The sequence below is a fragment of the Pseudomonas sp. H3_D04 genome (assembly GCF_054669175.1).
Genome location: NZ_CP162801.1, coordinates 835851 through 847679, shown reverse-complemented (window position 1 = coordinate 847679; position 11829 = coordinate 835851). Strand labels below are relative to the sequence as shown.

Genomic DNA, 11829 nt, shown 5'->3' with positions numbered 1-11829 from the left:
GCAAACAAAAAGCCCCGCATCTGCGGGGCTTCTTGTTTGTTACGCGCCGACTTTCCTGGCGTTGAGCTTCTTCAGCTCTTCGTCGCGCAATTCGCGGCGCAGGATCTTGCCGACGTTGGTGGTCGGCAGCGCATCGCGGAACTCCACGGCGCGCGGGACCTTGTAACCGGTGACGTTCGCACGCATGTGCTCCATCACCTGCTCCTTGGTCAACGTCACGCCCGGTTTGGCGACGATGAAGATCTTGATCGCCTCGCCCGACTTCTCGTCCGGCACGCCGATGGCCGCGCATTGCAGCACGCCCGGCAGGGTCGCCAGCACATCTTCAAGCTCGTTCGGGTAAACGTTGAAACCGGAGACCAGAATCATGTCTTTCTTGCGATCGACAATTCGCATGTAGCCGTCCGGCTGGATCAGCGCGATGTCACCGGTCTTCAACCAGCCTTCGCTGTCGAGCATTTCATCGGTGGCGTCCTGACGCTGCCAGTAGCCCTTCATCACTTGCGGACCTTTCACACACAGTTCACCGATTTCGCCCAGCGGCTGTTCAACGCCGGCATCGTCGATGACTTTGCACACGGTCGATGGAACCGGAATACCGATGGTGCCGATCTGGATGTGCTGGATCGGGTTTACGGTGGCGACCGGGCTGGTTTCGGTCATCCCGTAACCTTCGCAGATGGCGCAGCCGGTGACCGCTTTCCAGCGCTCGGCTGCCGCCAGTTGCAGGGCCATGCCGCCGGACAGGGTGACTTTCAGCGCCGAGAAGTCCAGCTTGCGGAACGCTTCGTTGTTGCACAGCGCCACGAACAGGGTGTTGAGGCCGACGAAGCCGCTGAACTTCCACTTCGACAGTTCTTTGACCATCGCCGTCAAATCGCGCGGGTTGCTGATCAGGATGTTGTGGTTGCCGATCAGCATCATCGCCATGCAATGAAAGGTGAAGGCATAGATGTGGTACAGCGGCAGCGGCGTGATCAGGATCTCGCAGCCTTCGTTGAGGTTGGAACCCATCAGCGCCTTGCACTGCAACATGTTCGCCACGAGGTTGCGATGGGTCAGCATCGCGCCCTTGGCTACGCCGGTGGTGCCGCCAGTGTATTGCAGGACGGCAACGTCGCTGCTGGCCGGATTGGCTTCAGCCACTGGCTGGCCGTGGCCCTTGCTCAGCACGTCGTTGAACTTGATCGCCTTGGGCAAGTGATACGCCGGGACCATCTTCTTCACGTACTTGATGACGCTATTGACCAGCAGGCGCTTGAGCGGTGGCAGCAGGTCGGCCACTTCGGTGACGATCACGTGCTTGACGCCGGTTTTCGGCACGACGATTTCGGCCAGATGCGCCATGTTGGCCAGGCAGACCAGGGCTTTGGCACCGGAATCGTTGAATTGGTGTTCCATTTCCCGCGCGGTGTACAGCGGGTTGGTGTTGACCACGATCAGCCCGGCGCGAATGGCACCGAATACGGCGACCGGGTACTGCAACACGTTGGGCAGTTGCACGGCGATTCGATCGCCCGGCTGCAAGTCGGTATGCTGTTGCAGGTAAGCGGCAAAGGCACCGGACAATTCGTACAGTTCACCGTAGGTGATTGTCTTGCCCAGGTTGCTGAATGCCGGTTTGTCGGCGAAGCGCTGGCAGGAACGTTTCAACACTGCCTGAATATTCGGATACTCGTCTGGATTGATCTCGGCAGCAATCCCGGCAGGGTACTTATCCTTCCAAAAGTCTTCGTTCATGGAAGCCCACTCCTCAGCAACGCGAATTCAGCACCGCATTTGATGCGATTATTATTGGTGTGTGTTTGTCGGTGAATCTAGCGCTTTCATAAGCCCGAGACGTCACAAAGCGCGCCGAGAGTAGCAGCTTTGCCAAGGGTCGACTAGAGCCAAAAGCGGCCTCTACGGTCACAATTGTGACTCAAGAATTGCTAGCGGTCATTTTAGAGCAAAAATTCTATACACCCCTGAAAAGCCTGTGAAACCGGGGGCTTCAGATGTTTAAAAGCTTCGCGGGCAAGCCTCGTTCCTGCAGGCTCGCATCGTTCGCTGACTTAATGAACGACACGAACCTGCGGGAGCGAGGCTTGCCCGCGAACGTGCGAAGCGCGGCCATTCACCGACTACGCGATATCCCGCAACTCCCGCCGCAGGATCTTGCCCACCGGCGTCATCGGCAACGACTCCCGCAACACAATGTGCTTGGGCACTTTGTACGCCGTGAAGTTTTCCTTGCAGTACGCCTTCAGCTCTTCAAGGCTGACCCCTGATTCGCGGGCCACCACAAACAGCTTCACCGCCTCCCCCGAACGCTCGTCCGGCACGCCGATCACCGCACAGTTGGCGACTTTCGGGTGAGCCATCACGATGTCTTCGATCTCGTTCGGGTACACGTTGAAGCCCGAGACGATGATCATGTCTTTCTTGCGATCGACGATGCGCACAAAACCGTCCGGGTCGATCACCGCGATATCGCCGGACTTGAACCAGCCTTCGGCATCCAGCACCTCGGCGGTGGCTTCCGGTTTCTGCCAGTAGCCCTTCATGATCTGCGGGCCCTTGATGCACAGTTCGCCTCGCTCGCCCAGCGGCTGCTCGACGCCTTCATCGTTGATCACTTTCAGGGTGGTGCCCGGCACCGGCAGGCCGACCGTGCCGATCCGCGATTTGTCGCCGTAGGGGTTGGTGCAGGCCACCGGTGAGGTTTCGGTCAGGCCATAACCCTCGGTGATGCGGCAGCCGGTGAGCTGTTCCCAGCGCTCGGCGGTGGCCTTGACCAGCGCGGTGCCGCCGGAGTTGGTGAGTTTGAGGCTGGAGAAATCCAGGGTCTTGAAGTCTGGGTGATCCATCAATGCAACGAACAGCGTGTTAAGCCCCAGCAGTGCCGAGAACCGCCAGTTCTTCAGCTCCTTGATGAAGGCGCCGATGTCGCGTGGATTGGTGATCAGCACGTTGTGGTTGCCGGTCACCATCATGCACATGCAGTTCGCCGTGAAGGCATAGATGTGGTACAGCGGCAGCGGCGCGATCATCACTTCCTGACCTTCGCGCAGCAATGGCTGACCGTCGCTGCCGAACTGTCCGAGGCATGCCCGCGCCTGTTGCATGTTCGCCACCAGGTTGCCGTGGGTCAGCATCGCGCCCTTGGCCAGGCCGGTGGTGCCGCCGGTGTATTGCAACACCGCGATGTCGTCGAGGCTGACGTTCAGCGGCTTGATGCCCAGGCCCCGGCCCAGACGCAGCGCGCTCTTGAAGGAAATCGCCTGGGGCAAGGAATAGTCCGGGACCATTTTCTTGACCTTGCTCACCATCGTGTTGACCAGCCAACCCTTGGCGGCAGGCATCAGGTCGCCCATCTTCGCTTCGATCAGGTACTGGATGTCGGTGTCGGGCAGCACTTCCTGGACCTTGGCCCCGAACATGTTCAGGTACACCAACGCCCGGGCACCGGAGTCCTTGAACTGATGACGCATCTCCCGCGCGGTGTACAGCGGGTTGGTGTTGACCACGATCAGCCCGGCGCGCAAGGCACCGAACACGGCAATCGGGTAATGCAAAACGTTGGGCATCTGCACCGCGATGCGATCCCCCGGCACCAAGTCGGTGTGGGCTTGCAGGTAACCGGCGAACGCCAGGCTGTAGCGTTCCAGTTCGGCGTAGGTCAGGGTCACGCCCATGTTGCTGAAGGCGGGGCGATCAGCGAATTTCTTGCAGGAACGCTCGAACACCTCAAGCACCGACTTATAGGCCCCAAGGTCAATGTCCAGGGGCACGCCGGCCGGGCGTTTGTCATTCCAGAAATCAGGTTGCATTGTTCTTGTCCTCTTTACCTGAGCCTATCCGGGCCGCTTTTCTGTCACTTTTGTAAAAGCGGGGCTTCACGGACACTAGCAGCTATGGCGAATCAGGCAAATATGCCAATGGGCGTCATTGACCGCGTGAATCTTGCTGCAGCGGCGTGGCCTGATCAGACGGCAAGCGCTGGATGCGCTATACAATGCATCGAGGCTATTTTCATACCCGGCAGCCCCATGCAAAGGAATCGCCATGATCCACGACACTTTCTGGCTGACCGCGAGTGACCGCAGCCGCCTCTTCGTCAACCAGTGGCTGCCCGATCCGCCTTTGAAAGCCGTGATTCTGCTGGCCCATGGCATGGCGGAACACAGCGGTCGCTACGCCCGCCTGGCGGAAAAACTCTGCGCGCAGGGTTACGGTGTCTACGCGCCGGACCTGCGGGGACATGGCAAAACTGCCGAAAACGGGACACTCGGCCATTTCGCCGATGACGATGGCTGGTGCAAAGTGGTTGGCGATCTGGCGAGCCTCAACCAGCACATCGGCCAGCAACATCCTGGCGTGCCGATCGTGCTACTCGGCCACAGCATGGGCAGCTACATCGCCCAGGCCTACCTGCTGCATCACAGCGCCAGCCTGCACGGTGCGGTGCTCAGCGGTTCGAACTTCCAGCCCATCGCGCTCTATCGCGCGGCACGTCAGATTGCCCGTGTCGAAAAACTGCGTCAGGGGCCCAAGGGCCGCAGTGCGCTGATCGAGTGGCTGTCGTTTGGCTCGTTCAACAAAAAATTCAAACCGGTGCGCACGCGGTTCGACTGGCTCAGCCGCGATCCGGCGGAAGTCGATCGGTACGCCAACGACCCGCTCTGCGGCTTTCGTTGCACCAATCAGCTGTGGATCGATTTGCTCGGTGGGTTGCAGCAAATCAGCAAAGCGTCCAATCTCGCTCAGATTGATCCGGGCCTGCCGTTGCTGGTGATTGGCGGTGAATGTGATCCGGTGAGCGAAGGCAAACGTCTGAAGGATCTGGCCGATGCACTACGCGCGGCCGGCAGCCAGAACCTGCAACTGACTATTTACCCGCAGGCACGGCATGAACTGTTCAACGAGAGCAACCGCGATGAAGTGATCAATGACGTGTTGAACTGGATCGCCCAGGCGCTGAGCCACCGCCGGCCACCCAGATCGGAATAGTTTTTTTGTGGATTTTTTATTCGTCACAGGAATTGAAACAGATGACCCAGGTTACCAACACCCCATACGAAGCCCTCGAAGTCGGCCAGACCGCCAGCTACAGCAAGACGGTCGAAGAGCGCGACATTCAGTTGTTCGCCGCGATGTCGGGTGATCACAACCCGGTGCACCTGGACGCGGAATTCGCCGCCGGCACCATGTTCAAGGAGCGCATCGCTCACGGCATGTTCAGCGGTGCGCTGATCAGCGCTGCCGTGGCTTGCGAGTTGCCTGGGCCGGGGACTATTTATATCGGTCAGCAGATGAGCTTTCAGAAGCCGGTGAAGATTGGCGACACCCTGACCGTGCGCCTGGAAATCCTCGAGAAACTGCCGAAGTTTCGTGTGCGGATCGCCACGCGGGTGTTTAACCAGCGCGATGAATTGGTAGTCGATGGCGAGGCCGAGATTCTGGCGCCGCGCAAGCAGCAGACGGTGACGCTGCCTACCCTGCCGGCGATCAGCATCGGCTGATTCACCTCTCACCTGTGGCGAGGGAGCTTGTCGGAACGCCGCACCGTCCCGTTGGGGTGCGCAGCAAATCAGGCGCCGCGTTTGATCTGATCAACCGCGGCGTTAGTTTTTACGACTGCTTCGCAGCCGAGCGGGACGGTGTGGCGTTCCGACAAGCTTCCTCGCCACAATGATTGCGGCGCAGCGTATTTAGCGTTCGCTTACCTGCACACTCGCCGTCATCCCCGAACTCAGATTCATGCCCTCCGGCAATTTATCAATCTTGATCCGCACCGGAATCCGCTGTGCCAGCCTCACCCAGTTAAACGTCGGTTCTACCTCCGCCAACAACTGCCCATCTGGTGTGGTGTTGCGATCGGTAATCCCGCGACTGATGCTTTCCACATGCCCGTCCAGCGCTTCTCCCGCGCTCATCAACCAGATCTTCACCGGATCGCCAACCCGAATCCGCGACAACTTGGTTTCCTCGAAATACGCCTGCACATAGAAGGTCGAATCATCGATCAATGCCATCACCGGTTGCCCGGCGTTCACATAATTGCCTTGGGCCAGGCGCAGGTTGGTGATGTGGCCGCTGCGAGGCGCATGGACCTGACTGCGCGCCAGATTGAGTTCGGCAACCTTGGCTTCCGCCTGAGCTTCACGCAATTCACCCCGGGCGATACCGGCGTTGATTTGTGCGTTCTCGCGCAGTTCGGCGCTGATGGCTTGCGGCCCGAGGCTGGCGCGGCGACTGGCTTCGCGTTCGCGCAGATTGAGTTGTTGCTGGCGGGTCTGCACCACCGCCTGGGCCTTCTCCAGCGCCGCTTCGAACCGGTCACGATCGATGCTCAGCAACAGGTCGCCCGCCTTGACCGGCTGGTTATCGAACGCCTTGAGCTCACGCACCCACCCCGAGACGTCCGGGGCGATGACCACCACGTCGGCGCGGATCCGCGCATCCCGGGTCCAGGGCGTAAGCATGTAGTACTGCCACAAATGGAAGCCGGCAAAGATCGCCACCGCCACCAGGCACAGGGTTACCGCGACACGTACGGGGGTACGCATGTTCAACTCCTTATAAAGGTCCGAGGACGACGGTGATCAAGGCCAATACACAGACGTACAAGGCGCAATCAAACAGTGCTTCGTGCCAAATCCAGCGGCCGACCGGTGTCAGGCGCAACAGCATGCGCATGGCTCCGGTGACCAGCAGTGCCAGCAGCACATAAATCAAAAACGGACTGAGCAGCACGCCGCCCACCGACCACTCACGCAAGCCCATGGCTTTGCTCCTGTTGACGGCACCAGGCGCGCCAACTGCTCTGCAATTGCAGCACCGCGCCCTGAGCCAGTTTCACCGCGTCGCTGGGTGGCAACGCGTACAAGGTCTTCAAGAAATCTGCGCTGGGTCGTTCCAGCGCATCGGCGCGGTTGCCCGCAGGGCCCTGTTCAAGGACTTTTTCCAACTGCTCGAGATAACGCCGCTGCGGTGCGCTGACCGGCACTTGCGCCACCGCCAGGCTCAACCGCAGATGCAACAATTCATCGCCGATATCGAGGCCGAGCAAGCCGTCATCCCAGCGACTGCGCGCCGGTTCCGGCAACTCGGGATAGTGCCGCGCCAGTTGCAGCAAGCGGTCGGCCATGCGTCCGCCAAACCAGCTTTCGGCACCCCGCAGGTTACGTCGGGTCAGCCGCACCAGATCGTCGAGCGTCGCTGCCAGCAAGCGGCGGCCATGCCACGCCGGGTTACGCAGGATCAGCAAATGAAACGCCAGCACCGCCGCGCCGACACCGACCACCATCGCCTGGGCGCTGTTGAAGAACGTGGCGACGTCGAATTTCATCGCGTTCAGCGGCGACACCAGCACGATGAAATGCAGACAGAACGAAGTCGCCGTGGCCCCAATCTGCGGCTTGGCCATGCCCAGCGCACCGAAAAACAACGGCACGCCCATGCCCATGCAGAGCAAGGCAAATCCGCTCCATTGCGGCAGCAGAATCTGCCCGACGAAAAACGCCGCCGGAATCGCCAGGAAAATGCCCCGCATAAAACTCATGCCGATCTGCGCACCGTTCTCGCGACTGGCGAACAGGCTGCACACCACGCACGTCAGCACCAGGGCGCCCGACGCGGCGGGCCAGGCCGTCGCCAGCCAGAAGCACGACACCACCAGAAACGCCAAGGCACTACGCGCGCCAAACACCAGCGCCAATGACAGGTCGCGGTGCGGCGCCAGGGTGCGTGGCGGATCGACCGTTTCGCGCCCCTCCTCCACGGCTTTCATCGCCGCAGTGGCCGCCATCGCGGTATCGAGCAACAAGGTGAAACGGGCCAGGCAATAACTCTGCGCGGAGCTGATGTGCGGGTCATGGGACGCATCGAGCAACCTCGGCCGCAACGCTTGCAGGGTCGCCGTATCGTCGCCGCTGAGCGCAACCTGAACCTCGGTCATCCACGGCAACAGTTGCTCGGCTTCCTGTGGTTCCAGTTGCTTCCACTGACGGCGCACCGAACGGGCAATGCGCAGCAGCATCAAGAGCTTCTGGCTCAAGCCGCTGATGGCTCGTGCCCGCTGCCGACCCAGGCCACCTTCAAACCAGGCATGTTCGCGCTGGGCATCGACCGCGACAATTCGCCCGAGGATCTCCAGCAACCCCTTACGGGCCTGAGCATCGCCGGCCAGCGTTGCACGCGCAGCATTCATCCCGCTGTTCCAGGCGGCTCGCGCCTGATCCGCCAGTTGTCGCTCGACGCGCATCGGCCACAGCAACGCGCTGGCCGCCGTGGCGCACAGGATGCCCAGACAAATTTCCGTGCAGCGCGCCACGGCCTGGTCGAACACCGTCAGCGGATGGGTAATGGCCGGCAACGCGATGATCGCCACCGTGTAACCGGCCAGCACAAATGAATAGGACCAGGCACTGCGCAGCAACGTTGAACTCGCCGTACACAGCCCTAGCCACAACGCCAAGGCCAGCAAAAACAGCCAAGGCGTCTGGGCGAACAAGCCCATGAATACAACCGACATAATCGTGCCGACCAGCGTGCCCAGCAGCCGTGCCAGCCCCTTCTGCACCACCATTCCAGACAATGGCTGAGCGACGATGAACGCCGTCATCAATGCCCAGGCGGGTTGCTCAAGCCCCCAGCGCAATGCCAGCCACAGGGCCAGACCACCACCGATCAAGGTTTTGATTGCGAACTGTAGGGCGCGGCGGTCAGGCGCAAACAAAGCCTGCAAAGTGATAGGCACGTAAAAGACTCTTGAAAGGACGTTTTTAACGATAGTCGGGTTCACTGAAGCCACTTGAAAAACAAATTATTAGCGAGCTATCTATATTCCGTCCAGCGTTAAATCCCAGACAAAAAAAACGCCAGACTGGCTGGCGTTTTTGACAGGCTACGGACGCTTAAGAGCGTGCGCGAGCCTGGTTGCGCAGGGCTTTAACCTGGTCGTGATTGCGTTGCACGCCGTGGTACTGACGTTCAACCAGGTCACGAATGCCCACCAGATTGTGCTTGTTGATTTTTTCGAGGGCTTCTTTGTATGCCTTCAGTGCATGGTCTTCACCGCGTTCGGCTTCGTTCAGCACGGCTTCTTCATCCTTGCCGGTGAACATCGCTTTGACGTCGACCCAACGACGGTGCAGATCACCGCTGACACTGGTGGACGTTTCCGGATCGCCGCCCATCGAACGCACGGCACTCTGAAGTTCGGCAGCGGCGGTGGCGCAGTCGGCGGAGCGTTGCACGAACAAGGTTTTGAGTTCAGGGTGTTTGATGTCTTCAGCGCAAGTCTTGAACCCTTCCTGACCGTCTTTGCTGGTTTCAATCAGGTCGTTGAGTACAGAGATCGCTTCTTTATTCATGTCGGTCATTTTTCAATTCCTTGCGGGTTGATGAAAGATGCAATAGCTATTGCACCCTGCATGCCAGCTTCGAACTGAGAATTTATGCGTTATATTTCAACAAGTTAGTTATAGCGACCAAATCTGTATCCGCTTTTTTTGCATGAACTGTCAATTGGCCTGCATGCAGAATGCCTGTATTTTCCAGCCTGATGAATCAAGACGGCCGATAGATGAACCCTGAAAAGCTCGAACTGTTGATCACCCGTGAAATGCCCTTCGGCAAATACAAGGGTCGCATCATTGCCGACCTGCCCGGCCAATACCTGAACTGGTTCGCCCGTGAAGGATTCCCGCACGGTGAGCTGGGCGGATTGCTGGCCCTGATGCAGGAGATCGACCACAACGGTCTGTCGGACCTGCTCGAACCGCTGCGCGCCAAACACGGAAAACCTGCCCCGCGCCACTGACATCGTCATCAAAAAAGCCGAGTAGCTCATGCCCGATAACACCCGTCGCGCCCGTGATGAACATTTCTGGAAGACCTTTGCCGACCGCTACGCGGTCGAACCCGGGCCCATCAACCTTGAAAACGGTTACTTCGGACGGATGTCGCGCACCGTGGTCGAGGAGTACGAGCGCAATATTGAGCTGATCAACCGCAGCAACTCGGTGCATGTACGCCAGCGTTTCGAACAGATCGAAAGTCTCGAGATCCGGGCGCAGCTCGCCCGCCTGATCGACGTTCCAGTCGACACCGTGGCCCTCACCCGTAACGCGTCGGACGGCCTGCAATCGTTGATCCGCAATTACAATCGCCTTCAGCCGGGCGATCAGGTGCTGATTTGCGATCTGGAGTACGACACGGTCAAAGGCGCGATGCGTTGGCTGGCGCGGCATCGCGGCGTGGAAGTGATCGAAATCGACCACGCGCACCCCGCAACGTTTGACAGCTTGCTGGCGACTTATCGCGACGCTTTCGCGCGTTATCCAAAGCTCAAATTGATGGCCCTGACCCATGTCACCCATCGCACCGGATTGGTCATGCCCGTGCAGGCCATTGCTGCTGCCGCCAAAGAATACGGCATCGACGTGATCCTTGACGGCGCGCACGCCCTCGGCCAGATCGAGTTCAATCTGGATGAACTGGGCGTTTCTTTCGCCGGCTTCAACCTGCACAAGTGGATCGGCGCGCCCCTGACGCTGGGCTTTATCTATATAGACCCCGAGCGTTTGGCCGACATCGACCCGGACATGGGAGAGATGCACTTCCCGGTCACCGATATTCGCGCCCGCACGCCCTACAGCACACCGAACATCCCGGCCCTGCTGACGCTGCCGCTGGTGTTCGAGGAGCACCTGGCCATGGGCGGGGCCGCTGCCAAGAGCACACGCCTCAACTACCTGCGCAACCGGTGGGTCAGCGCCGTTCGCGAGCTACCGGGGATCGAGATCATGACACCCGATGACCCGCGACTGTATTGCGGCATTACCTCGATGCGCTTTACCCGGCATACCGATCAACAGGCGATGGTCGAGCGGCTGCTCAGCGATTACAACCTGTTCACCGTGGTCCGCAGTGGCGCGGCGAGCGGGCCCTGCATTCGCATTACACCGGGACTCACCACCACCGCTGCCGACATGGATCTGCTGGCCAGGGCGCTGAGCGAGTTGCGCTGACGTCAGACCGTGTATTTGTCGAAGTCCTCCGGCTTGATTTGCGTCGAAGCGGCGAACGTGTCGATACCGATGGTCGTATGCCCGAAAAAGCCATCCTCGTTCGAGTCTCGACCGAGGGTGTGGACCGTCAATGTCGAAGCCTCGCCACCCTGCTCGCGGTAATAAGTGTCTTCATTGTTGCTCAACGGCGAGACCGATCGGCCGCTGTAGTCCCGGGCGTTTAGCACCGAACGTGAAGCGGGTTCGGGGAAGTAGAGCTGACCGACCCAGGCGACGTGTCGTTCGTCGAGGTAATTGTTGCCGGACGTAATGCGCACGGCGACATGAATGTGCAAGGTACGGCCGGCATAGAACCCCGGGTAGATGGTGGTAAACCGCACAATGCCCTTTTTGTCGGTGAATTGTCCGCCTCGCAGATAGGTGTCGTCGTCGGTGCGCGGGATGGAGCCGATGTCCCCGACATCGACTTCCTGGTCCGGATTGACCTTGCTCCAGCCCGAATACGCACCGCGCGCATTGCAATGCCAGATATCGACCAGGGCTCCGGTCACCGGCTCCCCCGTCATGGCATCGACAATCGACAGTCGCAGCACCAGGGGAATGCCATCGACGCTCTCGCTGATGTTGCGCCTGATCAGTTTCGGATTGCGGAAATACGGGCCGGCAATTTGCTCGGGAGACAGCAGGTAAACGGAGGGTGCGGGTGTTGCGGAGGTGGTGTCGTCCATGACGTTCTCTCTTCCATAAGATGAACGCAGGTTAACGCTGGATGGGCGGCGAGAGGCGGTAACTATGTATCGCATCATTTCCC

11 protein-coding genes are annotated in these 11829 nt (G+C 59.7%); 4 read left to right on the top strand and 7 right to left on the bottom strand.

The features are described 5' to 3' along the window. Positions 1-39 precede the first annotated feature (39 nt). Complete coding sequence (fadD1, locus tag AB4N91_RS04055; RefSeq protein WP_010457354.1) at positions 40-1740, bottom strand: long-chain-fatty-acid--CoA ligase FadD1; 1701 nt, start codon at positions 1738-1740, stop codon at positions 40-42. A gap of 383 nt (positions 1741-2123) precedes the next feature. Next, a complete protein-coding gene (gene fadD2, locus AB4N91_RS04050; protein ID WP_010457356.1) occupies positions 2124-3812 on the bottom strand; it encodes a long-chain-fatty-acid--CoA ligase FadD2 in 1689 nt (562 codons plus the stop codon). A 235-nt stretch (positions 3813-4047) separates the two neighbouring features. On the opposite strand from fadD2, the gene AB4N91_RS04045 reads away from it, so the two are divergent. Then, a complete protein-coding gene (locus AB4N91_RS04045) occupies positions 4048-4992 on the top strand; it encodes an alpha/beta hydrolase (RefSeq protein WP_010457358.1) in 945 nt (314 codons plus the stop codon). 41 nt (positions 4993-5033) lie between these two features. Then, positions 5034-5504, top strand: a complete 471-nt coding sequence (locus tag AB4N91_RS04040; protein WP_008151121.1) for a MaoC family dehydratase — start codon at positions 5034-5036, stop codon at positions 5502-5504. 189 nt (positions 5505-5693) lie between these two features. Here AB4N91_RS04040 and AB4N91_RS04035 read toward each other — a convergent pair whose 3' ends face one another. From AB4N91_RS04035 to AB4N91_RS04020, 4 genes are all read right to left on the bottom strand, one after another. Beyond that, positions 5694-6551: an efflux RND transporter periplasmic adaptor subunit gene (locus AB4N91_RS04035; protein ID WP_010457361.1), complete on the bottom strand. Its 858-nt coding sequence runs from the start codon at positions 6549-6551 to the stop codon at positions 5694-5696. Positions 6552-6561: 10 nt separating this feature from the next. Then, positions 6562-6768: a DUF1656 domain-containing protein gene (locus tag AB4N91_RS04030; RefSeq protein WP_154912411.1), complete on the bottom strand. Its 207-nt coding sequence runs from the start codon at positions 6766-6768 to the stop codon at positions 6562-6564. Then, positions 6755-8743: an FUSC family protein gene (locus AB4N91_RS04025; protein WP_154912410.1), complete on the bottom strand. Its 1989-nt coding sequence runs from the start codon at positions 8741-8743 to the stop codon at positions 6755-6757. The genes AB4N91_RS04030 and AB4N91_RS04025 overlap by 14 nt, the downstream gene beginning before the upstream one ends. Positions 8744-8900: 157 nt before the next feature. Next, the gene (locus AB4N91_RS04020; protein WP_010457366.1) at positions 8901-9368 is read right to left on the bottom strand and encodes a ferritin-like domain-containing protein; all 468 of its coding nucleotides are present in this window, start codon (positions 9366-9368) and stop codon (positions 8901-8903) included. A gap of 203 nt (positions 9369-9571) precedes the next feature. On the opposite strand from AB4N91_RS04020, the gene AB4N91_RS04015 reads away from it, so the two are divergent. Both AB4N91_RS04015 and AB4N91_RS04010 read left to right on the top strand, forming a co-directional pair. Next, the gene (locus AB4N91_RS04015) at positions 9572-9808 is read left to right on the top strand and encodes a DUF3820 family protein (protein WP_010457368.1); all 237 of its coding nucleotides are present in this window, start codon (positions 9572-9574) and stop codon (positions 9806-9808) included. Positions 9809-9836: 28 nt separating this feature from the next. Continuing rightward, entirely contained in the window at positions 9837-11018 is a 1182-nt protein-coding gene (locus tag AB4N91_RS04010) for an aminotransferase class V-fold PLP-dependent enzyme (RefSeq protein ID WP_154912409.1), read from the top strand. Positions 11019-11020: 2 nt separating this feature from the next. Here AB4N91_RS04010 and AB4N91_RS04005 read toward each other — a convergent pair whose 3' ends face one another. Then, positions 11021-11746 (bottom strand): intradiol ring-cleavage dioxygenase, encoded by a 726-nt coding sequence (locus AB4N91_RS04005; protein ID WP_460112138.1) that lies wholly within the window; start codon positions 11744-11746, stop codon positions 11021-11023. Between the last annotated feature and the right edge of the window lie 83 nt (positions 11747-11829).

What these genes read in the sequence shown, in the direction of transcription:
- AB4N91_RS04045 (WP_010457358.1), top strand. Translation starts at nt 4,048, where the DNA reads ATGATCCACGACACTTTCTGGCTGACCGCGAGTGACCGCAGCCGCCTC.
- AB4N91_RS04015 (WP_010457368.1), top strand. Translation starts at nt 9,572, where the DNA reads ATGAACCCTGAAAAGCTCGAACTGTTGATCACCCGTGAAATGCCCTTC.
- AB4N91_RS04035 (WP_010457361.1), bottom strand. Translation starts at nt 6,551, where the DNA reads ATGCGTACCCCCGTACGTGTCGCGGTAACCCTGTGCCTGGTGGCGGTG.
- AB4N91_RS04020 (WP_010457366.1), bottom strand. Translation starts at nt 9,368, where the DNA reads ATGACCGACATGAATAAAGAAGCGATCTCTGTACTCAACGACCTGATT.
- AB4N91_RS04030 (WP_154912411.1), bottom strand. Translation starts at nt 6,768, where the DNA reads ATGGGCTTGCGTGAGTGGTCGGTGGGCGGCGTGCTGCTCAGTCCGTTT.
- AB4N91_RS04005 (WP_460112138.1), bottom strand. Translation starts at nt 11,746, where the DNA reads ATGGACGACACCACCTCCGCAACACCCGCACCCTCCGTTTACCTGCTG.
- fadD1 (WP_010457354.1), bottom strand. Translation starts at nt 1,740, where the DNA reads ATGAACGAAGACTTTTGGAAGGATAAGTACCCTGCCGGGATTGCTGCC.
- fadD2 (WP_010457356.1), bottom strand. Translation starts at nt 3,812, where the DNA reads ATGCAACCTGATTTCTGGAATGACAAACGCCCGGCCGGCGTGCCCCTG.
- AB4N91_RS04010 (WP_154912409.1), top strand. Translation starts at nt 9,837, where the DNA reads ATGCCCGATAACACCCGTCGCGCCCGTGATGAACATTTCTGGAAGACC.
- AB4N91_RS04040 (WP_008151121.1), top strand. Translation starts at nt 5,034, where the DNA reads ATGACCCAGGTTACCAACACCCCATACGAAGCCCTCGAAGTCGGCCAG.